Here is a 25,890-nt window from a genome sequence, read left to right as displayed (position 1 = left end):
GCCCTACGCTGACCGCATGCCGACGCGGTTCTTGCCGACGGGGGACGCCCACCGGGTCACGACCCTGGAGCTGCTGTTCGACCTCGTCTTCGTCTACGCGATCACGGCGGTGAGCGAGAGCATCACCGACCGGCTCACCGGCCGCGGCCTCGCCGAGGGGCTGGTGATGATGGGGCTGATCTGGTTCGGCTGGACGGCGTACGCCTGGCTGGGCAACCAGGCGAGGGCCGACGAGGGCCCGCTGCGCCTGGCGATGTTCTTCGCGATGGCCGGCTACTTCGTCGTCGCGCTCACCATCCACGAGGCCTTCGTCGACCTCCCCGGCGGACTGCCCGGCCCCGTCGTCTTCGTCGTGGCGTACGCCGTGATCCGGCTCGCGCACCTGGTCATCTACTGGTTCGCCGCCGATGGCGACGGCGACCTCCGCCACACGATCCAGAACGCGCTCGCCACCACGTCGGTGGCGCTGGTGCTGCTGTTCGTCGGGGCGTTCCTCGACACCGACATGCGGCTCGCCGTCTGGATCCTCGCGGTGCTGGTCGACTACCTCGGCATCTTCCTGAGCGGTGCCAGGGGCTGGCGCGTCGCGGCGCCGGGCCACTTCGCCGAACGGCACGCGCTGGTCATGATCATCGCGATCGGGGAATCGGTCGTGAGCGTCGCGTCGGCGGTGTCCCACAGCGCGATCGACTGGCCGCTGCTGGGCGTCGGACTTCTCGGCGTCGCGCTCGCGATCGCCCTGTGGCGCACCTACTTCAACGCGATCGCCGTCTCCGTCGAGCGCGGCCTGCGCGAGGCCACCGGCGACGACCGCACCCGCCTGGCGCGCGACGTCTTCACCTACCTGCACCTGCCCGCGGTCACCGGCATCGTCCTCGTCGCGGTCGGGTTGCGCGTCCTGATCGGCGACGTCGCCGATTACGGCGCCTGGTCGAGCGTGGACGTGCCCGACGTCGCGCTGTTCGGGCTCTACGGCGGCGGTGCGCTCTACCTCGCCTCGCTGTCCGCCCTCCGGTGGCGCGTGCGCGGCGAGCCGAGCATCCCGCGCCTGGTCGTCGCGGGGTGGCTCCTCGTGGTCGGTGCGTGCATGTCGTTCGCACCGGCGCTGCCGATGGCCAACGTCGCGATCCTCGCCGCGACCTTCGTCGGCCTGGTCACCTTCGACGCGTTCCACTACGGCCGCATCACCCGCGACTTCCGACTGGGTGAGGTGGGCTGACGCACCGGCCCCGCCGGTCAGCCGCCGGGCTCGTCGTGAGCGTGTGTCGAGCGCTGCGGAGGGCGCGGATAACGGGATGACGCGCACCGATAGGCTCAGGCTGTGAGCAAGGCATGGGAGCTGTTCGCCGACGACCCGAGCATCATCGCTGCCCGGGTGAACGGTGCGCTGAAGGATCTGTCCTACGACGTTGCCGAGGGTGATGAGATCGAGGGCGTCGCGATCGACAGTCCTGACGGGCGCGACATCCTGCGGCACTCCACCGCGCACGTGCTGGCGCAGGCGGTCCAGCAGCTGTTCCCGGAGGCCAAGCTCGGCATCGGCCCGCCGATCCAGGACGGCTTCTACTACGACTTCGACGTGCCGACGCCCTTCGTTCCGGAGGACCTGGTCAAGATCGAGTCCTTGATGAAGAAGATCGTCAAGGCCAACCAGAAGTTCTCGCGCCGCGTCACCACCGACGCCGACGCGCTCGCCGAGCTCGCCGACGAGCCCTACAAGGTCGAGCTCATCGGCCTCAAGGGCTCCGGCCAGTCCGACGACGCCGCCGAGGGCGCGAGCGTCGAGGTCGGCGCCGGCGAGCTGACGATCTACGACAACATCGACCGCAACGGCGAGGTCGCGTGGAAGGACCTCTGCCGCGGGCCGCACCTGCCGACCACCCGGCGGATCCCGGCGTTCAAGCTGATGAGGAGCGCGGCGGCGTACTGGCGCGGCGACGAGAAGAACAAGCAGCTCCAGCGCATCTACGGCACCGCCTGGGAGTCCCAGGAGGAGCTCGACGCCCACCTGCACCGCATCGAGGAGGCGGAGCGTCGCGACCACCGCAAGCTCGGCCGCGAGCTGGACCTCTTCTCCTTCCCCGACGAGCTCGGCTCCGGCCTGCCGGTGTTCCACCCGAAGGGCGGCATCATCAAGCGGGAGATGGAGGACTACGTCCGTCGCCGGCACATCGAGGAGGGCTTCTCCTACGTCGGCACCCCGCACATCACCAAGGACGGGCTGTTCCACACCTCGGGACACCTGCCCTACTACGCGGACACGATGTTCCCGCCGATGGAGCTGGAGGGCAGCAAGTACCAGCTCAAGGCGATGAACTGCCCGATGCACAACCTCATCTTCCAGAGCCGCGGTCGCTCCTACCGCGAGCTCCCGCTGCGGCTCTTCGAGTTCGGCACGGTCTACCGCTACGAGAAGTCTGGCGTCGTCCACGGCCTGACCCGCGTGCGTGGCCTCACCCAGGACGACAGCCACTCCTACGTCACCGCCGAGCAGGCGCCCGCCGAGATCAAGCACCTGCTCGACTTCGTGCTCGGCGTCCTGCGCGACTTCGGCCTGGACGACTTCTACCTCGAGCTGTCGACCCGCGACCCGCAGAGCGACAAGTTCATCGGCAGCGACGAGCAGTGGGAGACCGCGACGCGGATCCTCGAGGAGGTCGCGACCGAGTCGGGCCTCGAGCTGGTCCCGGACCCGGGCGGCGCCGCGTTCTACGGCCCCAAGATCTCCGTGCAGGCGCGCGACGCCATCGGCCGTACCTGGCAGATGTCGACGATCCAGTACGACTTCAACCAGCCGGCGCGGTTCGGGCTCGAGTACGTCGCCGCGGACGGGTCCAAGCAGCAGCCGGTGATGATCCACTCGGCCAAGTTCGGCTCCATCGAGCGGTTCTTCGGCGTGCTGGTCGAGCACTACGCGGGCGCGTTCCCTCCGTGGCTCGCACCGGTGCAGGTGCAGGCGATCCCGGTCGCCGACGCCTTCGCTGACTATCTCTACGACGTCGCCAAGCAGCTCAAGGCGCAGGGGATCCGCGTCGAGGTCGACGAGTCGACCGACCGGTTCCAGAAGAAGATCCGCAACGCCCAGCTGCAGAAGGTGCCGTTCATGCTCATCGCGGGCGGGGAGGACGTCGCCAACGGCGCCGTCAGCTTCCGCTACCGCGACGGGCGGCAGGAGAACGGTGTCCCGGTCGCCGACGCCATCGCGCGCATCGTCGCCGCCGTGGAGTCCCACGAGCAGGTCTGAGCGTGACGGCCGGCGCGGCCGTATCTGAATGTGACACCGTGTCGCGGTAACCCTTGTATCTGCGACGCCTGTCGCACTAACCTCTGAGTGGTCCTTGCGTTCCACGACGAGAGGTGAGCGACATGACTGCGGTCGAGCAGGAGAAGCAGACCCACGCCGGCAAGCACGTCCCGCAGGGCAGGCAGCACTACCACGACACCCTGCGGACGCTGTCCCAGGCGTCGGTCGACCAGCACTTCGACGCGTTCAAGGACATCGCGTGGGACTCGCCGGAGCTGGCGGTTCGCGACGGTGACGAGCGGTTCATCCTCGGCGACGCCGACGAGGTCGGGCGCCATCCCTGGTACAAGTCGCTCCCGCAGGAGCGGCAGATCGAGATCGGGATGTACCGCTACGCGCAGATCGCGAAGGTGGGCCGGCAGTTCGAGCAGCTCCTGATCGGCGGCGTGATGCAGCGGCTGATCTGGATGGAGGACGACAACCCGGAGTTCCGCTACGCCACCCACGAGGTGACGGAGGAGACCCACCACACCCAGATGTTCCAGGAGGGCGTCAACCGGGTGTGCCCCGGTGTCGCCGGCGCCCCGACCGCCTTCAAGCTGCTCATCCCGGTGCTCTCGGCGGCCGGCGGGTTCTTCCCCGAGGCGTTCTTCGTGGGCATCCTCGCCGGCGAGGAGCCGATCGACCACCTGCAGAAGGCGGTCATGCGCGCGGGCGGCAGCCACCCCCTCATCGACCGCATCATGCAGATCCACATCGCCGAGGAGGCCCGCCACATCGGCTTCGCGCACCAGTACCTCGAGCACCACGTGCCCGAGCTCGGGCCGATCCGCAAGCAGCTCCTGGCGGTGCTCTACCCGGTCATCATGAGGTGGCTCTGCGACGTGATCATGGTGCCGAGCAAGCGGGCACGGCGTGACATGGGCATCCCGGACGACGTGGCCAAGGAGATCTGGTGGAGCTCCGCGGACTCCCGCAAGACACTGCGCGACATGTTCAGCGACGTCCGGATGCTCGCGGACGAGCTCGGGCTGCGGAACCCCGTCACGAAGCTCATCTGGAAGGCCATGCGCATCGACGGCCGTCCTGCTCGCTTCCGCGGGCAGCCGTCGGCGGCCTCGCACTGACCCGGCCCGCGATCCGCTCGCCCAGATAGCCGTCCCGTGCCCCACGTCGTCATCCAGTCCTGTTGCTCGGACGGCTCGTGCGTCATCGCATGCCCCGTCAACTGCATCCACCCCGCGCCGGGGGAGCCCGGCTTCGCCGAGGCCGAGATGCTGTACGTCGACGCGAGCACCTGCGTCGACTGCGGCGCCTGCACCACCGCGTGCCCGGCCGACGCGATCGTCCCGCACACCACGCTGACGCCGGCCCAGCAGCCGTTCCTGGCCCTCAACGCCGAGTACTTCGAGGTGTTCCCGCACGGCGACCGCGCCGCGATCGCGCAGGTGCCCGAGCAGCGCCGGCTCACCCGTGAGGGGCCGTTCCGGGTCGCCGTCGTCGGCGCAGGTCCGGCGGGGCTCTACGCCGCCGACGAGCTGCTGACCCACCCCGAGGTCACCGTCGACGTCTACGACCGGTTGCCCACGCCGTACGGGCTGGTGCGCTTCGGGGTGGCACCCGACCACCCGCACACCAAGCAGGTGCAGAAGCTCTTCAAGGAGATCGAGCGGCAGCCCGGGTTCCGCTACTTCCTCGGGGTCGAGGTCGGCAAGGACGTCTCCCACGCGGAGCTCGCCGAGCACTACCACGCGATCGTCTACACGGTGGGCGCCGCGTCCGACCGGCCGCTCGGGGTGCCGGGGGAGGAGCTGCCCGGGTCGCTCTCCGCGACGGACTTCGTGGCCTGGTACAACGGCCATCCCGACAAGCAGGACCTGGCCGTCCCGCTCGACACCGAGCGCGCCGTCGTCGTCGGCAACGGCAACGTGGCGCTCGACGTCGCACGCGTCCTCGCGGAGGATCCCGCACTCCTCGACGCCACCGACATCTCGACGCTGCCGCTGGAGCAGCTGCGCCGCAGCCGGATCCGCGAGGTCGTCGTCCTCGGCCGCCGCGGCCCGGCGGAGGCGGCCTTCACCGTGCCCGAGCTCGTCGGGCTCGCCGGCCACCGGGGGATCAACGTCGTGGTCGACACGGGCGGCCTGCCGATCGAGGGCACGGGCACCAAGGAGCGGCTGCTGCGCGAGATGGCCGGCCGCTCGGTCGACCCGGCGAAGCGCACCGTCGTGCTGCGGTTCCTCGCCTCGCCCGTCGGCGTCGTGGGCGACGACCGCGTGACCGGCGTGGAGATCGCGCGCAACCGGCTCGAGGCCGACGAGCGCGGGGCGACGCGGGCGGTCGCGGCGGGGGAGACCGAGGTGCTCGAGACGGGGCTGCTGCTGCGTGCGGTCGGCTACCACGGCCTCCCCGTGGCCGATCTCCCCTACGACGCCCGACGGGGGATCGTGCCCAACGACCAGGGCCGGGTGCGCCCCGGTGTCTACGTGTCGGGCTGGGTCAAACGCGGTCCCAACGGCTTCATCGGCACCAACAAGACCGACTCCCAGGAGACGGTCGAGCGGCTGCTCGACGACCTGGACGCCGGCGCGTGCCCCGAGCCGACCGGGGACGCGGCCTCGGTCGCCGCGCTCGTACGCCGCCGCCAGCCCGCGATGGTCGATCTGGCCGGCTGGCAGGCGATCGAACGCGAGGAGCGCCGTCGCGGTGCCGAGCACGGACGCCCTAGGGTGAAGATCGTGGACATCGACGAGATGCTGCGTGTCGCGCACGCACAGGGTCGCCGGCCGAGGCCGAGGGTCCGGTCGTGACGACCCCGACCGGTGCCCGCGACGGTCGGCAGGCGCGCTGGGACCAGCACAAGGAGGAGCGGCGTCAGCAGATCATCGACGCCGCGATCGCCGTCGTGGAGGAGAGCGGCCCGGGCGCCGAGGTCCACGTGCAGCAGATCGCCCAGCGTGCCGGGCTGAGCCGCACCGTCGTCTACCGGCACTTCGAGGACCGGGCCGACCTGGACCGGGCGGTGCAGACCAAGGTCCTCGACGGCTTCTGGGCCGAGCTCCTGCCGCAGATCACCCTCGACGGCACCGTGCCGGAGATCGTCGAGCGGGTCGTCGGCACCTACGTGCACTGGGCGGTGGCCCACCCGGCGCTCCACTCGCTCGCCGACCACGACGTCGCGCACGGCGGAGGACGCCAGGAGGGCGGCAGCGGCCCGCTCGAGCAGGGGCTCGAGCGGCTGGCCGGGCAGATCGCGCAGGTGGTCCACCTCGGGGCCGTGGCGCTCGGCGGTGAGCTCTCCGACGAGGACCGGGCGTCCTTGGACCCGCTGGCCTATGGCATCGTGGGAGCGGTGTTCTCGTCGGTCCGCCGGTGGCTCAACCACCCGGACCCCACTCTCAGCCCGGAGGCCCTCATTCGCTTGGTAAGCCAGACCGTCTGGTTCGGGATCGACGGCCACGCCCGCCGCTTCGGCGTCCAGATCGACCCGGACCGCACGGTCGAGGAGATCGCCGGAAGCGTCGTCGCCGGGCTGCTGGAGATCAGCACCCAGTGAGCGACGCGCCAACGCTCCACCAGGACGGCGTCGGCGAGCCGGACGCCCTCGAGCGGCTCTGGACGCCTTATCGGATGGCCTACATCCGCGGGCAGAGCAAGCCGACCGACGCGTCCGCCGAGGAGTGCCCGTTCTGCCGGGCCCCGTCGCTGGACGACGACGAGGGGCTGGTCGTCCACCGCGGCGAGCTGGCCTACGTCGTGCTCAACCTCTACCCCTACTCGGCCGGGCACCTGATGGTCTGTCCCTACCGCCACGTGGCCGAGTACGTCGAGACCACCGACGAGGAGGCGGCCGAGATGGCCGCGCTCACCAAGCAGGCCGTACGGGTCATCCGGTCGGTGTCCGGCGCGCCGGGCTTCAACATCGGCATGAACCAGGGCGCCGCCGGCGGCGCCGGGATCGTCGCCCACCTCCACCAGCACGTCGTGCCGCGCTGGGTCGGCGACCAGAACTTCATGCCGATCATCGGCCGCACCAAGACGCTGCCGGAGCTGCTGGCCGACACGCGGACGCTCCTCGCCGAGGCATGGTCGGCGTGAGCGACCTCGCAGACGACGCCCGGCTGGCCGGTGAGCTGGTCCGCGGTGCGGGCAACCTGGCGCTGCGCATGCGCGCCGGCGGCATCGACGCCGAGACCAAGACATCGATCTCCGACGTCGTCACGGCCGCCGACCGCGCGGCGGAGGCGCTGGTGGTCGACCGGCTGACGCTGGAGCGGCCCGACGACGGCGTACTCGGCGAGGAGGGGTCGGCGCAAGACGGCAGTACCGGTCGTACGTGGGTGATCGACCCGGTCGACGGCACCTACAACTTCGTCAACGGGCTGACCTGGTGGTGCTCGGCGCTGGCGCTGACCGACGGCGACGAGCTCGTGCTCGGAGCCGTCTACCACCCGCACGACGACGTGCTGTTCGTCGGCGGGCCCGACCTGCCCACGACCCGCAACGGCCGACCGCTGCCGAAGCTCGAGGACCGGCCGCTGGACGAGTCGTGCCTGACGACCTACCTGCACCCGCCGTTCTACGGTGACGCCGTCGGCGAGGCGTTCGGGCGCGTCGTGCGAGGCGCCGCCACCGTGCGGATGCTCGGGTCCGGCTCGATGGACCTCACCGCCGTCGCCCAGGGGCAGCTGCACGTCTCGTGCCAGCACTCCGTGCCGCCGTGGGACCGCCTGCCCGGGGCAGCGCTCGTGCTCGGGGCCGGCGGCGCTCATCGTCGTACGACGGCCGCGGGGGTGGAGTGGTCGGTGACCGGCGCGCCGACGGCCGTCGACGCGATCTGCGCGGCGCTCGAGTCCTGACCGGTCGGGCCGGATAGCCTGACGCCACCATGTTGGACAGATTCAAGGCGTTCTGGACGGGCGTCATCCTCGCGCCGGTCGTCAACCTCCTCATCCGGCTGAAGGTCAGCCCCGACGTCGTGACGCTGGTCGGCACGATCGGGGTCTGCGTCGGAGCCCTCGCGTTCTTCCCGCGGGGGCACCTGCTGGCGGGCGTCATCTTCATCACCTGCTTCGTCTTCAGCGACATGATCGACGGCGCGATGGCCCGCAAGACCGGCCGCAGCTCGTCCTTCGGCGCCTTCCTGGACTCGACGCTCGACCGGATCGGCGACGCCGCGATCTTCAGCGGCCTGGCGCTCTACTTCGCGGGCACCGGCGACAACCGGCTCTACCTGTGGATCTCCCTGATCTGCCTCGTCATGGGAGCGGTCACGTCCTACGCCCGGGCCCGGGCCGAGAGCCTCGGCTTCGATGCGAAGGTCGGGATCGCGGAGCGGGCCGACCGGCTCGTGGCCATCCTCGTGATGACCGGCCTGGGCGCGATCTTCGACGCGCCGATCCTCATGTACGTCGCGCTGTGGGCCCTGGCCATCGCCAGCACGATCACCGTCGGCCAGCGGATCTGGACCGTGCGGACGCAGGCGCTCGCGGCCGAGTAGGGAGCCCGGGGCAAAGAGAACTAGCATCCCCGGTATGGAGCTCCAGGACACCGCAGCCGCCCCCTCGACCGGCACCACCCGCGTGAAGCGCGGCATGGCCGAGATGCTCAAGGGCGGCGTCATCATGGACGTGGTGACGCCCGACCAGGCGAAGATCGCCGAGGACGCCGGTGCCGTCGCCGTCATGGCGCTCGAGCGGGTACCCGCCGACATCCGGGCCCAGGGCGGCGTCTCCCGGATGAGCGACCCGGACATGATCGACGGGATCATCTCCGCGGTCTCGATCCCGGTCATGGCCAAGGCCCGCATCGGCCACTTCGCCGAGGCCCAGGTGCTGCAGTCCCTCGGCGTCGACTACATCGACGAGTCGGAGGTGCTCACGCCCGCCGACTACGAGAACCACATCGACAAGTGGGCCTTCACCGTGCCGTTCGTGTGCGGCGCCACCAACCTCGGTGAGGCGCTGCGCCGCATCACCGAGGGCGCCGCGATGATCCGGTCGAAGGGCGAGGCCGGCACCGGCGACGTGTCCAACGCCGTGACCCACATGCGGACGATCCGCAAGGAGATCCGCCGGCTGGGCGCGCTCACCGAGGACGAGCTCTACGTCGCCGCGAAGGAGCTCCAGGCGCCCTACGAGCTGGTCCGCGAGGTCGCCCGCGACGGCAAGCTCCCGGTCGTGCTGTTCACCGCCGGCGGCATCGCCACCCCCGCCGACGCCGCGATGATGATGCAGCTGGGCGCCGAGGGTGTCTTCGTCGGCTCCGGCATCTTCAAGTCCGGCAACCCCGCCCAGCGGGCCGAGGCGATCGTCAAGGCGACGACCTTCTTCGACGACCCCGACGTGGTCGCCAAGGTCTCCCGCGGGCTGGGCGAGGCCATGGTCGGCATCAACGTCGACGACATCCCCGTGCCGCACCGGCTCGCCGAGCGCGGCTGGTGAGCACGGGCCTGTCCACAGCGAGGGTCGGAGTCCTCGCCCTCCAGGGCGACGTACGCGAGCACCTGGCGGCGCTGACGGCGCTCGGCGTCGAGGCGGTCGCCGTACGCCGGCCGGCCGAGCTCGAGTCGGTCGACGGCTTGATCCTCCCCGGCGGCGAGTCGACGACGATGGCCAAGCTCGCGCGCATCTTCGACCTGCTCGAGCCGCTGCGCGCCCGGATCAAGGACGGCATGCCGGCCTTCGGCACCTGCGCCGGGATGATCCTGCTGGCCGACCGCATCGTCGACGGGGCCGCCGGCCAGGAGACGATCGGCGGGCTGGACATCACCGTGCGGCGCAACGCCTTCGGGCGCCAGGTCGACTCGTTCGAGGAGCAGCTCGCCCTCGACGGGCTGACCGACCCGGTGCACGCCGTGTTCATCCGGGCGCCGTGGGTCGAGGAGACCGGCCCGGGGGTCGAGGTGCTCGCGACGGCAGCAGGCCACCCGGTCGCCGTACGGCAGGGGCGGCTGCTGGCGACCAGCTTCCACCCCGAGGTGGAGACCGACGGCCGCATCCACCGGCTCTTCCTCGATCTGCTCGGCTGAGCGGGCGACGGTAAGATCCCCACGTTCGACCGACGAAGAAGAGGGACTGATGTCTGGCCACTCCAAATGGGCGACCACGAAGCACAAGAAGGCCGCCATCGACGCGAAGCGCGGCAAGCTGTTCGCCAAGCTGATCAAGAGCATCGAGATCGCGGCGAAGATGGGTGGTCCTGACCCCTCCGGCAACCCGACGCTCTACGACGCCATCCAGAAGGCCAAGAAGCAGTCGGTCCCCAACGACAACATCGACCGCGCGGTCAAGCGCGGCGGCGGCCTCGACGGCGGCGCCGTCGACTACACGACGATCATGTACGAGGTCTACGGGCCGCAGGGCGTCGCCCTCCTCGTCGAGTGCCTCACCGACAACAAGAACCGCGCCGCGATGGAGGTCCGCACCGCCGTGACCCGCAACGGCGGCACCATGGCCGACCCCGGCTCGGTCTCGCGGCTCTTCAACCGCAAGGGCGTCGTCGTCGTCCCGAAGTCGCAGGAGGGCAAGGAGGTCGACGAGGACGCCGTCCTCGAGGCCACCCTCGACGCCGGTGCCGAGGACGTCAGCGACCTCGGTGACTCCTTCCAGGTGCAGTCCGAGGCCACCGACCTCGTCGCCGTCCGTACGGCGCTCCAGGCCGCCGGCATCGACTACGACTCGGCCGACGTCGAGTTCGTCGCGACCATGGACATCCCGGTCGGCGACGCCACCGCCGCCACCAAGGTGATGAAGCTGGTCGACGTCATCGACGACCTCGACGACGTGCAGAACGTCTTCAGCAACGCCGACATCCCCGACGAGGTGCTCGAGGAGATCGACGCCTGAGGGTCTGCTCGCGGTGCATGCTCATCGAGGTATGCAGACGAATGCTCACTTCCCGTGCGGAGTTCCGCGCGGGAAGTGTGCATTTCCCGGCATACCTCGATGAACCAACCGGCGCGTGTCGCACCGAGACACCCGCCCCGGAACAGGTAGCCTGCGAACATGTGTTCGACGCTCGGAGCGGCCTGATGCGCGTCCTCGGGATCGACCCCGGCCTGACCCGCTGCGGCATGGGTGTGGTGGAGGGCCAGGTCGGTCGTCCGCTCGGGCTCGTCGACGTCGGCGTCATCCGGACGACGAGCACGCTGGCGGTGCCCGAACGTCTGGTGACGATCGAGAAGGGCATCGAGGCCTGGATCGAGGAGCACCGCCCCGACGCGGTCGCGGTGGAGCGGATCTTCGCGCGCTCCGACGTCTCGACGATCATGGGGACGGCGCAGGCGAGCGGGCTGGCGATGGTGTGCGCGGCACGCCGGGGGATCCCGGTCGCGCTCCACACGCCGTCGGAGGTCAAGGCAGCCGTCTCCGGCAACGGCCGGGCCGACAAGGCCCAGGTCGGCGCGATGGTCACCCGCATCCTCCGGCTGGACGCGATGCCGAAGCCGGCCGACGCCGCCGACGCACTGGCGCTGGCCATCACGCACATCTGGCGGGGCGGTGCCCAGGCCAGGATCGACGCAGCTCAGGCAGCAGCGATGGCTGCTGCAGGAAGGACACGATGATCGCCCACGTCCGCGGCACCGTCGCCGCCGTGACCCTGTCCAGCGCCGTCGTCGAGGTGGGTGGTATCGGGCTCGAGCTGCTCTGCACGCCCGGCACGTTGGCTGGCCTGAGGACCGGCCACGAGGCGACTCTTCCGACCTCGCTCGTCGTGCGCGAGGACTCGCTCACGCTGTTCGGCTTCGCCGACGAGGACGAGAAGTCGCTCTTCGAGCTGGTGCAGACCGCCTCCGGTGTCGGACCCAAGCTGGCCCAGGCCATGCTCGCCGTGCTCACGCCCGACACGTTGCGCGTCGCGGTGGCCGGCGACGACGTCAAGACGCTCACCAAGGTCCCGGGCATCGGCCAGAAGGGCGCCCAGCGGATCATCCTGGAGCTCAAGGACCGGATCGGAGCACCGGTCGGCCGCGCGGCGGCGGCCGCCCCGGCCGCCGCCGCGCCGTGGCGCGACCAGGTCGCGGAGGCGCTGCAGGGTCTCGGCTACAACGCCAAGGACGCCGAGCGTGCGGTGGCCGGCGTACCCGACCCGGACGGGACGCCCGACGTCAGCGCCCTGCTGCGCGCCGCGCTCCAGGGCCTGAGCAAGGCGTAGCCGATGGCGTTCCACGAAGACGAGCTGGCGGCGGCCGAGTCCGCCCACCTCAACCGGCTGACCGCCGCCGAGGCCGAGGGTGACGAGCGGGCCGTCGAGGCGGCGCTGCGACCGCGCACCCTCGACGAGGTCGTCGGTCAGACGCGGGTGAGGGAGCAGCTCGGTCTCGTGCTCGAGGCCGCCCGGCAGCGGGGGAGGACGCCCGACCACGTGCTGCTGTCCGGCCCGCCCGGACTGGGCAAGACGACCCTCGCGATGATCATCGCCTCCGAGATGAGCACCCCGCTCCGGCTGACGTCCGGCCCGGCCATCACCCATGCGGGCGACCTCGCCTCGATCCTCTCCGGCATGAACGAGGGCGACGTCCTCTTCGTCGACGAGATCCACCGGATGTCGCGGCCGGCCGAGGAGATGCTCTACATGGCGATGGAGGACTTCCGGGTCGACGTCGTCATCGGCAAGGGCCCCGGCGCCACGTCGATCCCGCTGGAGATCCCGCCGTTCACGCTCGTCGGCGCGACGACCCGCGCCGGGCTCCTGCCCGGCCCGCTGCGCGACAGGTTCGGCTTCACCGGCCACCTGGAGTTCTACGAGCCGACGGAGCTGGACCTCATCGTGCACCGCTCGGCCGGCCTGCTCGGGGTCGAGCTCACCGACGAGGGCGCGGCCGAGATCGCCTCCCGCTCCCGCGGCACGCCGCGCATCGCCAACCGGCTCCTGCGCCGGGTGCGCGACTTCGCGCAGGTCCGTGCCGACGGCGTCGTCACGCTCGACGTCGCCAGCGCCGCGCTCGACCTCTACGAGGTCGACGAGCTCGGTCTCGACCGCCTCGACCGGGCGGTGATCGACGTCCTCTGCCGCCGCTTCGGCGGTGGGCCCGTCGGCCTCTCGACGCTCGCTGTCGCCGTGGGGGAGGAGCGGGAGACCGTCGAGGAGGTCGCCGAGCCGTTCCTCGTCCGCAACGGCTTCCTCGCCCGTACGCCGCGCGGGCGGGTCGCCACCCCGGCGGCCTGGTCCCACCTCGGGCTCACGCCGCCGCCGGTCGCCCCGGGACAGGAAGCTCTCTTCCAGGACTGACGCGCGGGTTCTTTGCCAATTCGTGGCACAGGCCACGCCCGTGGCTAGACTTGCCCGTCGGCCGACTCGCGTCGGCACTGTTCCCGTTGTCAGCTGGAGAGAAACCCCCGTGGGCTCACTTGGCGCTCTGCTGCCCTTCGTCCTGATCATCGCCGTCTTCTGGCTCCTGATCCTCCGCCCACAGCAGCGGCGGCAGCGGGAACTTCGGCACCTGCAGTCCTCGTTGTCCGCAGGGAACGACGTGATGCTCACGTCGGGCATCTTCGGCACGGTGAGCAGCACGCACGACGACCACATCCTGGTCGAGATCGCCCAGGGGGTGACCGTCAAGGTCGCCCGCGGCGCGATCGCCCAGGTGATCACGACGACCGGGACCGAAACGGACACGCGCGACAGCGCTGAGCCGGAGTCCGGCGAGACCGCCGACTCTGAGGAGAACTGACAACGATGGCACCAAAGACGCGCAAGCCAGGGCGCACCCTGGCGGCGTTCTTCCTGGGGCTGGCGATCGCCTACGGGCTGGTCGCCCTCGGCGGCAGCTGGAAGCCGCAGCTCGGCCTGGACCTCCAGGGCGGTACCCGCATCACGCTCGTGGCGGCCGGGAACCCCAGCAAGGAGAACCTCGACGAGGCGAAGGGGATCATCGACCAGCGCGTCAACGGCTCGGGCGTCTCCGAGGCGAGTGTCACGACCCAGGGCAACAACCTGATCGTCGTCGAGATCCCCGGAAAGAACCGGCAGGACCTCGTCAACACCGTCGCCCGCCAGGCGCAGATGCGCTTCCGGCTCGTGGCGTGTGACTCCTCCAGTGCCTGTGGCTCCGGCACGTCGACGACATCTCCCAGCACCGGCCAGACGGTCCCGTCCGGCGCGGCTGCGCCCACCTCGCCGGCGGCGGCGCCGCGTGCGCCCGTCGGTTTCGGCAAGGCCGACACCACCCCGTCGCCGACCACGTCCCCGACGACCTCGCCGACGACCTCGCCGACGACCTCGCCGACCGCGTCCCCGACCGGCTCCGCCGGGTCGAGCTCGGACAAGTCGACGTTCGACCAGGCCGTCGCGTTCATGAACAACCCGCCGGCCGAGTGGGCCCAGAAGTTCAACGACTTCCAGTGCCCCACGACCACGGCGGAGATCAAGGACGACCCGTCCCAGCCGCTGATCACGTGCAACCCCGACGGCACCGAGAAGTACCTGCTCTCGCCGGCGATCATCGAGGGCACCGACCTGACCGACGCGAGCTACGGCATCCCGCAGAACCAGGTGCAGTACGTCGTCACGCTCGACTTCAACGGCCACGGCCGGAAGACCTTCGCCGACGCCACCGGCACGATCGCCAACACCGGTCAGCGGTTCGCGATCGTGCTCGACGGCCAGGTGCTGTCGGCCCCGACGGCGTCGTCCCGCATCAGCGGCGGCGCGCAGATCACCGGTGACTTCGACCAGACCGAGGCGAAGAGCCTCGCGACCAGCCTGAAGTACGGCTCCCTGCCGATCGCGTTCAAGAAGTCGGGGACGTCCGTCGAGGTCGTCGGCCCGACGCTCGCCGGCAACCAGCTCAACACCGGCCTCATCGCCGGCGCGCTCGGTCTCGGGCTCGTGATGATCTACTGCCTCTTCTACTACCGCGGTCTCGGCATCGTGGTGCTCTCGTCGCTCTCGGTCGCCGCCCTGTGGACCTACGCGATGGTGCTGCTGCTGAGCAAGACCGCCGGGTTCACGCTGACGCTGCCCGGCATCGCGGGCCTGATCATCGCCGTGGGCATCACGGCCGACTCGTTCATCATCTTCTTCGAGCGCATCCGTGACGAGATGCGCGACGGGAAGTCGATGCGGGTGGCCGTGGAGACGGGCTGGGTGCGCGCCCGGCACACCCGAATCGGCGCGAGCATCGTGTCGCTGCTGTCGGCCGCGATCCTCTACTTCTTCGCCACCGGCGTCGTGAAGGGCTTCGGCTTCGCGCTGGGTCTCTCGACGGTCATCGACCTCGCGGTCCTGTTCTGGTTCACCAAGCCGCTCGTGTCGTGGTTCGCGCGGTTCCGCTTCTTCAACGCCGGTGGCAAGCTCTCCGGGCTGAGTCCCGAGACGCTCGGCACCGACGCCCCCGTCGCCGTGGGAGGTAAGGCCTGATGGGCAAGTTCTCCAGGCTCGGCAACGAGCTCTACACCGGCCGCAAGTCGATCGACTTCGTCCACAAGCGCCCGCTCTGGTACTCCATCTCCGGTGGCATCGTCCTCGCGGCGCTGCTCGTGGTGATCCTCAACGGGTTCAACTTCGGCGTCGAGTTCACCGGCGGCACGCAGTACAAGGTGGACGGCCTCACCTCGTCCCAGGCCAACCAGGCCACGGTCGACAAGCTCCGCGAGGCGATCGTCGCGGCCGACATCCCGGGCGCCCACGAGCCGACGGTCTCGACGTCCGGTACCTCGGGCATCACGATCGTGACCGAGGAGCTCAACGTCGCGGGCAACAAGCAGATGACCGACGTCATCGAGTCGACGGTCACCATCACGAACCCGGCCGAGCAGATCTCTCCGTCCTCGATCGGCGCCAGCTGGGGCCAGGAGGTCGCCCAGCGCGCCCTCATCGGCGTCGGCGTCTTCCTCGTCCTGGTGATGCTCTTCATCGGGCTCTACTTCCGTGAGTGGAAGATGTCGCTGGCAGCGCTCGCCGCGCTGTTCCACGACATCGTCATCACGATGGGCGTCTACTCGCTCTCCGGGTTCTCGGTGACCCCGTCGGCGGTCACCGGTCTGCTGGCGATCCTCGGCTTCTCGCTCTACGACACGGTCGTGGTGTTCGACAAGATCCGCGAGAACACCCGCAACCTGCGCGAGTCGCGGACGACGTACGCCGAGGCGGCGAACCTGGCCGTCAACCAGACGCTCGCCCGGTCGATCAACACCGGCATCGTGGCGCTCATCCCGATCGGCGCGATCCTCTACGTCAGCGCCGTGCAGCTGGGCGCGTCCTCGCTCAAGGACCTGGCGCTGGCGCAGTTCGTCGGCATGGCCGCCGGCGTCTTCTCGTCGGTCTGGGTGGCTCCGCGCATCCTGGTCCACCTCAAGTCCAACGAGTCCGACGTCAAGCTCGCGGAGAAGCGCGCGCGTGCCCGTGCCCGCGCGCAGGCCGACCGCTACGCCTCGGTGCCGACGTTCAAGGAGGACATGCCCGTCGCCGACGAGGCGCCGCGGGAGCTCGACGAGGACCTCGAGCTCGAGGTCGACACCACCCCGTCGCGCCCGCGTAGCGACACCACGGCGACCCGCCTCGGTCAGGGGCGGACCGCCCCGCCGGCACGTGGTCCTCTCCGCCAGAGCGGTGCCTCCGGCCGGCAGCAGCCGACCCGGCAGTCGCGCTCGGAGCGGGGCAAGAAGTCGTGACCTTCCCTCTGACCTCAGCGCTCGAGGAGCTGATCAGGGACGTTCCCGACTACCCGTCGCCGGGGATCCTCTTCAAGGACATCACGCCGCTGCTGGCCGACCACGACGCCTTCACGGCGACGGTCCAGGCGCTCGCGAACGTCGGCCGCGACGACTCGGGCGCGACCGTCGTCGACAAGGTGCTCGGGATGGAGGCGCGCGGGTTCATCCTCGCGTCTCCCGTCGCGCTGGCACTCGGCGCGGGCTTCGTACCCGTGCGCAAGGCCGGCAAGCTCCCCGGCCCGACGCACGCCGTGTCCTACGCCCTGGAGTACGGCGAGGCCACGCTGGAGATCCACCAGGACGCCGTCGCGCCGGGGGAGCGGGTGCTGCTCGTCGACGACGTCCTCGCCACCGGCGGGACGCTCGCGGCCAGTCGCGAGCTCGTCGAGCGATGTGGTGGGACGGTCGCCGGCGTCGCCGTACTGATGGAACTGTCCGCGCTGCCCGGCCGCCAGGCGGTCAGCTCGCTCTCTGTCACCTCTTTGCTGACGGTCTGAGGTCGCCTCACTAGACTGTGGCAATGACCGAGAAACCGACCGTGGCGGCGCCTCGAGCGAGCGCGAGCCAGGGACGGGCTGACGGTCAGCAGCCTGTCGCCCAGCCGCCCTCGGGGCGCAGCATGCGGGCGCGCCTGGCCCGGATGGGTCAGCGCAGCACCGTCGGCAACCCGGTTCTCGAGCCGCTGTTCCGTGCCGTACGCGCCAACCACCCCAAGGCCGACCTTGCCCTGCTGGAGCGCGCCTACACGACGGCGGAGCGGTGCCACGAGGGACAGCTGCGCAAGAGCGGCGACCCCTACATCACGCACCCGCTCGCGGTGACGACCATCCTCGCCGAGCTCGGCATGACCGAGCCGACCCTGGTCGCGGCGCTGCTCCACGACACGGTCGAGGACACGCCCTACACGCTCGACCAGCTGACGAAGGACTTCGGCAAGGAGGTCGCCGCGCTCGTCGACGGCGTCACCAAGCTCGACAAGGTCCAGTACGGCGACTCCGCGCAGTCGGAGACGATCCGCAAGATGATCGTCGCGATGTCGAAGGACATCCGGGTCCTGGTCATCAAGCTCGCCGACCGGCTGCACAACATGCGCACGCTGCGCTACGTCCCGATCAAGTCGCAGGAGCGCAGCGCCCGCGAGACGCTCGACATCTACGCGCCGCTGGCCCACCGGCTCGGCATGAACACGATCAAGTGGGAGCTGGAGGACCTCGCGTTCGCCACGCTGCACCCCAAGATCTACGACGAGATCGTGCGGCTCGTGGCCGAGCGCGCACCGTCGCGCGACCAGTTCCTGGCCCAGGTGATCAGCCAGGTCGAGAACGACCTGCGCGAGGCGAAGATCAAGGCGACCGTGACCGGGCGCCCGAAGCACTACTACTCGATCTACCAGAAGATGATCGTCGGCGGTAAGGACTTCGCCGACATCTACGACCTGGTCGGCATCCGCATCCTCGTCGCCGAGGACCGCGACTGCTACTCGGTGCTCGGCGTGCTGCACTCGCGCTGGAACCCGGTCCTGGGCCGGTTCAAGGACTACATCTCGCTGCCGAAGTTCAACATGTACCAGTCGCTGCACACGACGGTGATCGGCCCGCAGGGCAAGCCGGTCGAGATGCAGATCCGGACCTTCGGGATGCACCGTCGCGCCGAGTACGGCGTCGCGGCGCACTGGAAGTACAAGGAGGACGGCCGGGCCGGGGTCGACACCGACAAGCAGGGCGACCTCGACGACATGGGCTGGGTGCGCCAGCTCATGGACTGGCAGTCCGAGGTCGAGGACCCGGGCGAATTCCTCGAGTCGCTGCGGTTCGAGATGAACCGCACCGAGGTCTACGTCTTCACCCCGCGCGGCGACGTGATCGCCCTGCCCTCCGGCGCCACCCCCGTCGACTTCGCGTACGCCGTCCACACGGAGGTCGGCCACCACACGATCGGCGCCCGGGTCAACGGGCGGCTGGTGCCGCTGGAGTCGACCCTCGACAACGGCGACGTGGTCGAGGTCTTCACCTCCAAGTCGCCGACGGCCGGCCCGTCGCAGGACTGGCTGGGCTTCGTCAAGAGCAACCGCGCCCGCTCCAAGATCCGTGCCTGGTTCACCAAGGAGCGCCGCGAGGAGGCGATCGAGAAGGGCCAGGAGCAGATCGCCAAGCTCATGCGCAAGGAGGGGCTGCCGCTCAAGCGGCTCATGTCCCACGAGTCGCTGACACTGGCCGCCCGGCACTTCAACATCGCCGACGTCGACGCCCTCTACGCGGCCGTGGGGGAGGGCAACCTCTCCGCCCAGGCGGTCGTGCGCCGCGTCATCGAGGAGCACGGTGGCCGCGACGGCGCGCAGGAGGACCTGGCCGAGGCCGTCACCATCACCGGTCGACGACACCGGGCCACCACCGCGCGCAGCAGCGACGCCGGCGTACTCGTCAAGGGGCAGCCGGACGTCTGGAGCAAGCTGGCCAAGTGCTGCACCCCCGTACCGGGCGACGCCATCATCGGCTTCGTCACCAAGGGTGGCGGTGTCTCGGTGCACCGGGCCGACTGCACGAACGCGTCGTCGCTGCAGAGCCAGCCCGAGCGCCTGGTCGACGTCGAGTGGGGCTCCGGCGCCAACTCGACGTACCTCGTCAACATCCAGGTCGAGGCGCTGGACCGCTCGCGGCTGCTCTCCGACATCACCATGGCGATCTCCGACGCCCACGTGAACATCCTGTCGGCGCAGCTCAGCACCACCCGCGACCGCGTCGCCAAGAGTCGCTTCACCTTCGAGATGGCCGACGCCAAGCACCTCGACCAGGTGCTCAAGTCGGTCCGCTCGGTCCCCGGCGTCTTCGACGCCTACCGCGTCACGAGCTGACCCCGGGGAGCCCGGTCGCTGGTCGAGCACCCAGCACCTGGTCGCTGGTCGAGTAGCGAGCGCCAGCGAGCGTATCGAGACCCCGCGCGCTACTCGCCCGACCGCCGCTTGCGGAAGTCCTTCTTGGCGAGGCCGGGAAGCGCGTCGAAGTCGCCGCGGATGAGGGCTTCGCGCTTCGCACGCGACCAGCGCTGGATCCGTTTCTCCCAGGCGAACGCTTCGCCGACGTGCTCGTACTCCGCGTGCCACACGAGCTCGACCGGTCGCCGTTGTCGCGTGTACACCGCGCCGAGACCTTCGTTGTGCTCCCAGACACGGCGCTCGAGGTCGCGCGTGCTCCCGACGTAGTAAGAGCCGTCAGAGCACCGCAGCATGTAGACGTACGCCATGCCGCTGAGTCTCGGCCGAGCCGCGGGTGCGCGACGGATGTTCTCCACAGGACGGGTCTCGATGCGTCCTCGCCCAGGGGCTCGGGCTACTCGACCGGGGAGGGGAGGCCCGTCGTCGGTGGTCGAGTAGCGAGCGCTAGCGAGCGTATCGAGACCGAGCGTGGGGGGTCTCGATACGCCCTCGCCCAGGGGCTCGGGCTACTCGACCAGCGATGGGCCGCTGGTCTCGACCGGGGAGGGGAGCCCGTCGTCGGTGGTCGAGTAGCGAGCGCTAGCGAGCGCTAGCGAGCGTATCGAGACCGAGCGTGGGGGGTCTCGATACGCCCTCGCCCAGGGGCTCGGGCTACTCGACCAGCGATGGGCCAATGGTCTCGACCAGCGAGGGGCCGGTGGTCTCGACCAGCGATGAGGCGGTCGTCTCGACCACCGTGAGGGCCTCAGCTGAAGTCAGCGCTCGCCCGGCGAGCCATCTCGAGGAACTGCTTGCGCGACTCGAGGTTCTCCTCGAGCGACGCGACCCGCTTGGCGTCACCGGACGTGCGGGCCTTCGCGAGGTCGTCCTCGACCTCGGCGATCGCCGCCTCGAGCTTGGTGATCATGTCGTCCGCGCGGGCCGACTTCTCGGGGTCGGACTTGCGCCACTGCTCGTCCTCGACCGCCTTGATGGCCTGCTCGACCTTGCGCATGCGGCCCTCGAGGTCGCGGATGCGGTCGCGCGGCACCTTGCCGGCGGCGTCCCAGCGGTCGGCGATGTCGCGGAAGGCGGCCTTCGCGGCGCCGAGGTCCTCGACCGGCAGCAGCGCCTCGGCCTCGACGAGCAGCTGCTCCTTGACGTCGGCGTTGGCGGCGAACTCGGCGTCGATGGCGGCGTTCGCGGCGTCGCGGGCGCCGAAGAACGCGTCCTGCGCTCCACGGAACCGCTTCCAGAGGGCGTCGTCGACGTCCTTGGGCGCCGGCCCGGCGGCCTTCCAGCGCTGCATGAGGTCGCGGTAGCGGCCGGCGGTCGGGCCCCACTCGGTGGAGTCGGCCAGCGCCTCCGCCTCGACGACGAGCTGCTCCTTGATGGCGCGGGCGCCCTCCCGCTTCTCGTTGACCTCGGCGAAGTGGGCCTTCCGGCGACGCGTGTACGCCGTCCGGGCGGTCGAGAACCGCTTCCAGAGCGCCTCGTCGCCGGCCCGGTCGATGCGCGGGAGCACCTTCCACTGCTCGAGCAGGTCGCGCAGCCGGTTGGCGCCGTTTCGCCAGTCGGTGCCCTGCGCGAGGGTCTCGGCCTCGGTGACGATCCGCTCCTTCTCGGTGCGGGCCTCCTGAGCCCGGGCTGCCCGCTCGGCCTTGCGGGCCTCGCGCTGGGTGGCGATCACGGGGGTGAGGGCGTCGAGGCGCGCCGCGAGGGACGCCAGGTCACCGACCGCGTGCGCCTCGGCGACCTTGGTTCGCACGAGCTTGACCGCGTCGGTCGCCTCCTCGGGCGTGGCCTTGGCGGTGTGGACCCGACGCTCGAGCTGCTCGACCTCGAAGGCGAGCTGGTCGAAGCGGTCTGTGAAGAGCTTCAGGGCCTCCTCCGGTGAACCGTCGGGGTACTGTCCGACCCAGCGTTCGCCCTCGGACGCCGTCACGTAGACGTTGCCCTCCGCGTCGACCCGGCCCCACTCGTTGCTCGTCACTGGTGATCCCTGTCCGATCATCGTCGTCACACTGCCCCGGGCTCCCTCCGACATGCGTGCCCGGCCAGGCGCCCATCGTAGTCAGAACTCGGCCCGTCCTGTCCGGGACCGTCGATGCGGCAGAGGTTCGGGGCGCTCGATAGGGTTGCCCGGTGTTGATCGCAGGCTTCCCCGCGGGTCCGTGGGGCACCAACTGCTACGTGGTGGCGACCGGGCCCGGCAGCGAGTGCGTCGTGATCGACCCCGGCAAGGACGCCGCACCGGGCGTGGCCGACGTGGTCCGCGAGCACCGGCTGAAGCCGGTGTCGGTCCTGGTCACCCACGGGCACGTCGACCACATGTGGTGCGTGGCCCCGGTCGCCGGCGCCTACGACGCCACTGCCTGGATCCACCCGTCCGACCGGCACCTGCTCTCCGACCCGCTGGCGGGGATGAGCCCCGAGACGACGCAGATGCTCCTCGGCGGCGACTACAGCTGGGCCGAACCCGACGACGTCCAGGAGCTCGGCGACGGCCAGGCGCTGGAGCTCGCCGGGCTGCGCTTCCTCGTCGACCACACCCCGGGCCATACCGAGGGGTCGGTCACCTTCCGTACGCCGTGGGCCTCGACGGGCTCGACCGGCGGCGTGGAGCCCTCGGAGCTGATGTTCTCCGGGGACCTGCTCTTCGCCGGCTCGATCGGGCGGACCGATCTCCCTGGCGGTGACCACCCCACGATGCTGCGCAGCCTCACGACCAAGGTGCTGCCGCTGGCCGACGACATCGTCGTGCTCCCCGGACACGGCGAGCAGACCTCGATCGGCCGCGAGCGCGCGACCAACCCTTTCCTCCAGGACCTGATCGAAGCATGAACGCTGACAACAACAAGGCGAAGATCGCCGCGCCCAAGGGCGTCCCCGAATACCTCCCGCCCGTCTCCGCCGCCTGGCTCGCCGTCAAGGAGACGCTCGCGCGCCAGGCGACCCTGGCCGGCTACGGCTACATCGAGTTGCCGGTCTTCGAGGAGACGGCCCTCTTCGTGCGCGGCGTGGGGGAGTCGACCGACGTCGTCTCCAAGGAGATGTACACGTTCACCGACCGCGGTGGACGCTCCCTGACGCTGCGCCCCGAGGGCACCGCCGGCGTCATGCGCTCGGTCATCGAGCACAGCCTCGACCGCGGCCAGCTGCCGGTGAAGCTCTGGTACGCCGGACCGTTCTTCCGCGCCGAGCGTCCCCAGCACGGCCGCTACCGCCAGCTGCAGCAGTTCGGCGTCGAGGCCATCGGGTCCGACGACCCGGCGCTGGACGCCGAGGTCATCACGATGGCCGACAACGGCTACCGCGAGCTGGGTCTGACCGGCTACCGGCTCGAGATCACGAGTCTCGGCTGCGGCGACTGCCGGCCGGCCTACCGCGAGAAGCTGGTCGCCTTCCTCGAGGGCCTCGACCTCGACGACGCGACCCGCGAGCGTGCGCGGATCAACCCGCTGCGCGTCCTCGACGACAAGCGGCCCGAGGTGATCGAGCAGCTGGCCGACGCGCCGCTGATGATCGACCACCTCGACGAGGCCTGCGCCGAGCACTTCGGCGCGGTCCGCGCGCTGCTCGACGCCGCCGGGACGACGTACGTCGTGAACCCGCGGATGGTGCGCGGCCTCGACTACTACACGCGCACCACCTTCGAGTTCGTCCACGACGGCCTCGGCGCCCAGTCCGGCATCGGCGGCGGCGGCCGCTACGACGGGCTCATGAGCGAGCTCGGCGGGCAGGAGCTCTCCGGCATCGGCTTCGGCCTCGGCCTCGACCGCGCGCTCCTCGCCTGCCAGGCCGAGGGCCTCACGCCAGGCCCTGCCACCGCCCTCGACGTGTACGTCGTCCCGCTCGGTGCCGCCCGGCACCGGGCCGCCCTGCTGGTGGCCGAGCTGCGGCGCGCCGGCCTGCGCACCGACCAGGGCTTCGGCGAGCGCGGCCTCAAGGGCGCGATGAAGGCGGCCGACCGGTCCGGAGCGCCGCTGGTGGTCGTCATCGGCGAGCGCGACCTCGAGGCCGGTGTGGCCCAGGTGAAATCGATGGACACCGGCGACCAGGTCCCGGTCCCCTTGGGGGAGCTGGCGACCTACCTGACCACCCTGGTCTCGACGAGCTCGACCAGCGAACCGATGAAGGAGCAGAAGCAGTGATCCGCACACACGAGGCCGGCACCCTAGGTGCCGAGCACGTCGGGCAGTCCGTCACCCTCGCGGGGTGGGTGGCCCGGCGGCGCGATCACGGCGGCGTGACCTTCATCGACCTGCGCGACGCCAGCGGCATCGTCCAGATCGTGATCCGCGACGAGGAGTCGGCGCACGCGCTGCGCAACGAGTACTGCCTCAAGGTCGTCGGCGAGGTCGTCAAGCGCTCCGAGGGCAACGTCAACCCCAACCTCGCCACCGGCGAGATCGAGGTCGTCGTCGACGAGCTCGAGGTGCTCAACCCGTCCGCCCCGCTGCCGTTCCCGATCGACGAGCACGTCGAGGTGGGCGAGGAGGCGCGCCTCAAGTTCCGCTACCTCGACCTGCGCCGCACCGGCCCGGCCGAGGCGATCCGGCTGCGCAGCAAGATCAACAAGGCGGCCCGGGACACCCTCGACCAGCACCGGTTCGTCGAGGTGGAGACGCCGACGCTGACCCGCAGCACCCCGGAGGGCGCGCGCGACTTCGTCGTGCCGGCCCGCCTCCACCCGGGCAGCTGGTACGCGCTCCCGCAGAGCCCGCAGCTGTTCAAGCAGCTGCTCATGGTCGGCGGTCTCGAGCGCTACTACCAGATCGCGCGCTGCTACCGCGACGAGGACTTCCGCGCCGACCGGCAGCCGGAGTTCACCCAGCTCGACATCGAGATGAGCTTCGTGGACCAGGAGGACGTCATCGGACTGATGGAGGACGTGCTCGCCGCCATGTGGGCCACCATCGGCCAGGAGATCCCGCGCCCGATCCCGCGGATCACCTATGCCGACGCGATGCGGCGCTACGGCTCCGACAAGCCCGACCTGCGGATGGGCTACGAGCTCGTCGAGTTCACCGACTACTTCAAGGACACGACGTTCCGCGTCTTCCAGGCCGAGTACGTCGGCGCCGTGGTCATGCCCGGGGGAGCGAGCCAGCCGCGCAAGCAGCTCGACGCGTGGCAGGAGTGGGCCAAGCAGCGCGGCGCGCGCGGCCTCGCCTACGTGCTCGTCCAGGAAGACGGCACCCTGGGCGGCCCGGTCGCCAAGAACCTCTCCGAGTCCGAGCAGGCCGGCCTCGCGGCCCACGCCGGCGCTCAGCCGGGGGACTGCGTCTTCTTCGCGGCCGGCGCGACCAAGCCCAGCCGCGCCCTGCTGGGCGCGGCCCGGCTCGAGATCGGGCGCCGCTGCGGCCTCATCGACGAGGACGCCTTCGCCTTCACCTGGGTCGTCGACGCGCCGATGTTCGAGCCGGCGGCCGAGGCGGTCGCCAGCGGTGACGTCGCCGTCGGCGCAGGCGCGTGGACGGCCGTCCACCACGCCTTCACCGGTCCCAAGCCCGAGTTCCTCGACACCTTCGACACCGACCCGGGCAGCGCGCTGGCCTACGCCTACGACATCGTCTGCAACGGCAGCGAGCTGGGCGGCGGGTCGATCCGTATCCACCGCGAGGACGTACAGAAGCGCGTCTTCAACGTGATGGGCATCAGCGACGAGCAGGCGCAGGAGAAGTTCGGCTTCCTCCTCGACGCGTTCAAGTTCGGCGCGCCGCCGCACGGCGGCATCGCACTCGGCCTCGACCGGGTCGTTGCCCTGCTCGCGAAGGTCGACTCCATCCGGGAGGTCATCGCCTTCCCGAAGTCGGGTGGCGGCTTCGACCCGCTGACGTCGGCCCCTGCGCCGATCACGGCCCAACAGCGCAAGGAGGCCGGTGTGGACGCCGTTCCAGCGGAGGATCTTCCCTCTCAGAGCTGATCTGCCGTACGCGTCGACGAACGCGTCTTGATCAGATCGTTACCCGCAGGTGATCGTTAACAGGCTCTTCGTGACCTAAAGTCGCCTGCGGTGTCGAAATCAAGGACACCCGACGGGTGTGGCCTACAGGCCGCTGACACCTGCCGAT

The 25,890-nt window shown here is 70.4% G+C and carries 24 protein-coding genes; 22 read left to right on the top strand and 2 right to left on the bottom strand.

What is annotated here, in order from left to right; translation table 11 throughout:
* The first annotated feature begins 16 nt into the window (after positions 1–16).
* The 19 genes from QDS12_RS20045 to QDS12_RS19955 all read left to right on the top strand — a co-directional run bounded on the left by QDS12_RS20045 (position 17) and on the right by QDS12_RS19955 (position 19,753).
* On the top strand, positions 17–1,219 hold the full coding sequence (locus QDS12_RS20045; RefSeq protein WP_279882469.1) for a low temperature requirement protein A: 1,203 nt from the start codon (positions 17–19) through the stop codon (positions 1,217–1,219).
* 102 nt (positions 1,220–1,321) lie between these two features.
* Entirely contained in the window at positions 1,322–3,244 is a 1,923-nt protein-coding gene (thrS, locus tag QDS12_RS20040) for a threonine--tRNA ligase (protein WP_279882467.1), read from the top strand.
* A 122-nt stretch (positions 3,245–3,366) separates the two neighbouring features.
* A complete protein-coding gene (locus tag QDS12_RS20035) occupies positions 3,367–4,371 on the top strand; it encodes a diiron oxygenase (protein ID WP_279882465.1) in 1,005 nt (334 codons plus the stop codon).
* Positions 4,372–4,407: 36 nt separating this feature from the next.
* Positions 4,408–6,054: an FAD-dependent oxidoreductase gene (locus tag QDS12_RS20030; RefSeq protein ID WP_279882463.1), complete on the top strand. Its 1,647-nt coding sequence runs from the start codon at positions 4,408–4,410 to the stop codon at positions 6,052–6,054.
* Positions 6,051–6,800 carry a TetR/AcrR family transcriptional regulator gene (locus QDS12_RS20025; RefSeq protein ID WP_279882461.1) on the top strand — a complete coding sequence of 250 codons (750 nt, stop codon included), beginning with the start codon at positions 6,051–6,053 and terminating at the stop codon, positions 6,798–6,800. Before QDS12_RS20030 ends, QDS12_RS20025 begins: the two co-directional genes overlap by 4 nt.
* Positions 6,797–7,342 carry an HIT domain-containing protein gene (locus tag QDS12_RS20020; protein WP_279882459.1) on the top strand — a complete coding sequence of 182 codons (546 nt, stop codon included), beginning with the start codon at positions 6,797–6,799 and terminating at the stop codon, positions 7,340–7,342. The genes QDS12_RS20025 and QDS12_RS20020 overlap by 4 nt, the downstream gene beginning before the upstream one ends.
* Entirely contained in the window at positions 7,339–8,103 is a 765-nt protein-coding gene (locus QDS12_RS20015) for an inositol monophosphatase (RefSeq protein WP_279882457.1), read from the top strand. The genes QDS12_RS20020 and QDS12_RS20015 overlap by 4 nt, the downstream gene beginning before the upstream one ends.
* Before the next feature lie 29 nt (positions 8,104–8,132).
* A complete protein-coding gene (gene pgsA / locus QDS12_RS20010; RefSeq protein WP_279882455.1) occupies positions 8,133–8,744 on the top strand; it encodes a phosphatidylinositol phosphate synthase in 612 nt (203 codons plus the stop codon).
* A gap of 34 nt (positions 8,745–8,778) precedes the next feature.
* Positions 8,779–9,687 (top strand): pyridoxal 5'-phosphate synthase lyase subunit PdxS, encoded by a 909-nt coding sequence (pdxS, locus tag QDS12_RS20005; RefSeq protein ID WP_279882453.1) that lies wholly within the window; start codon positions 8,779–8,781, stop codon positions 9,685–9,687.
* An 8-nt stretch (positions 9,688–9,695) separates the two neighbouring features.
* Positions 9,696–10,274 (top strand): pyridoxal 5'-phosphate synthase glutaminase subunit PdxT, encoded by a 579-nt coding sequence (gene pdxT, locus QDS12_RS20000; protein ID WP_279883490.1) that lies wholly within the window; start codon positions 9,696–9,698, stop codon positions 10,272–10,274.
* A 49-nt stretch (positions 10,275–10,323) separates the two neighbouring features.
* Positions 10,324–11,091: a YebC/PmpR family DNA-binding transcriptional regulator gene (locus QDS12_RS19995; protein ID WP_279882451.1), complete on the top strand. Its 768-nt coding sequence runs from the start codon at positions 10,324–10,326 to the stop codon at positions 11,089–11,091.
* Positions 11,092–11,276: 185 nt separating this feature from the next.
* Positions 11,277–11,810, top strand: coding sequence for a crossover junction endodeoxyribonuclease RuvC (ruvC, locus tag QDS12_RS19990; RefSeq protein ID WP_279883488.1), 534 nt, complete (start codon positions 11,277–11,279; stop codon positions 11,808–11,810).
* On the top strand, positions 11,807–12,400 hold the full coding sequence (ruvA, locus tag QDS12_RS19985) for a Holliday junction branch migration protein RuvA (protein WP_279882449.1): 594 nt from the start codon (positions 11,807–11,809) through the stop codon (positions 12,398–12,400). Before ruvC ends, ruvA begins: the two co-directional genes overlap by 4 nt.
* Before the next feature lie 3 nt (positions 12,401–12,403).
* Entirely contained in the window at positions 12,404–13,477 is a 1,074-nt protein-coding gene (gene ruvB, locus QDS12_RS19980; RefSeq protein ID WP_279882447.1) for a Holliday junction branch migration DNA helicase RuvB, read from the top strand.
* 109 nt (positions 13,478–13,586) lie between these two features.
* Positions 13,587–13,919 (top strand): preprotein translocase subunit YajC, encoded by a 333-nt coding sequence (yajC, locus tag QDS12_RS19975; RefSeq protein WP_279882445.1) that lies wholly within the window; start codon positions 13,587–13,589, stop codon positions 13,917–13,919.
* 5 nt (positions 13,920–13,924) lie between these two features.
* Entirely contained in the window at positions 13,925–15,607 is a 1,683-nt protein-coding gene (secD, locus tag QDS12_RS19970; RefSeq protein ID WP_279882444.1) for a protein translocase subunit SecD, read from the top strand.
* Entirely contained in the window at positions 15,607–16,860 is a 1,254-nt protein-coding gene (secF, locus tag QDS12_RS19965; protein WP_279882442.1) for a protein translocase subunit SecF, read from the top strand. The genes secD and secF overlap by 1 nt, the downstream gene beginning before the upstream one ends.
* Positions 16,857–17,399: an adenine phosphoribosyltransferase gene (locus tag QDS12_RS19960; protein WP_279882440.1), complete on the top strand. Its 543-nt coding sequence runs from the start codon at positions 16,857–16,859 to the stop codon at positions 17,397–17,399. Before secF ends, QDS12_RS19960 begins: the two co-directional genes overlap by 4 nt.
* A 122-nt stretch (positions 17,400–17,521) precedes the next feature.
* Positions 17,522–19,753: a bifunctional (p)ppGpp synthetase/guanosine-3',5'-bis(diphosphate) 3'-pyrophosphohydrolase gene (locus QDS12_RS19955; RefSeq protein WP_279883486.1), complete on the top strand. Its 2,232-nt coding sequence runs from the start codon at positions 17,522–17,524 to the stop codon at positions 19,751–19,753.
* Positions 19,754–19,842: 89 nt separating this feature from the next.
* Here QDS12_RS19955 and QDS12_RS19950 read toward each other — a convergent pair whose 3' ends face one another.
* Both QDS12_RS19950 and QDS12_RS19945 read right to left on the bottom strand, forming a co-directional pair.
* Entirely contained in the window at positions 19,843–20,142 is a 300-nt protein-coding gene (locus QDS12_RS19950) for a GIY-YIG nuclease family protein (protein WP_279882438.1), read from the bottom strand.
* 437 nt (positions 20,143–20,579) lie between these two features.
* Complete coding sequence (locus QDS12_RS19945; RefSeq protein WP_279882436.1) at positions 20,580–21,806, bottom strand: DUF349 domain-containing protein; 1,227 nt, start codon at positions 21,804–21,806, stop codon at positions 20,580–20,582.
* A 152-nt stretch (positions 21,807–21,958) separates the two neighbouring features.
* Here QDS12_RS19945 and QDS12_RS19940 point away from each other — a divergent pair, with 152 nt between their 5' ends.
* The 3 genes from QDS12_RS19940 to aspS are packed head-to-tail and all read left to right on the top strand — an operon-like array spanning position 21,959 to position 25,742.
* On the top strand, positions 21,959–22,657 hold the full coding sequence (locus QDS12_RS19940) for an MBL fold metallo-hydrolase (protein WP_279882434.1): 699 nt from the start codon (positions 21,959–21,961) through the stop codon (positions 22,655–22,657).
* Positions 22,654–23,967 (top strand): histidine--tRNA ligase, encoded by a 1,314-nt coding sequence (hisS, locus tag QDS12_RS19935; RefSeq protein WP_279882432.1) that lies wholly within the window; start codon positions 22,654–22,656, stop codon positions 23,965–23,967. Before QDS12_RS19940 ends, hisS begins: the two co-directional genes overlap by 4 nt.
* The gene (gene aspS / locus QDS12_RS19930) at positions 23,964–25,742 is read left to right on the top strand and encodes an aspartate--tRNA ligase (RefSeq protein WP_279882430.1); all 1,779 of its coding nucleotides are present in this window, start codon (positions 23,964–23,966) and stop codon (positions 25,740–25,742) included. Before hisS ends, aspS begins: the two co-directional genes overlap by 4 nt.
* Positions 25,743–25,890 lie beyond the last annotated feature (148 nt).

The sequence above is a fragment of the Nocardioides sp. CER19 genome (assembly GCF_029846275.1).
GTDB lineage: Bacteria > Actinomycetota > Actinomycetes > Propionibacteriales > Nocardioidaceae > Nocardioides.
The sequence above is the reverse complement of the archived record's forward strand: the minus strand, read 5'-3'. Positions and strand labels throughout refer to the sequence as shown.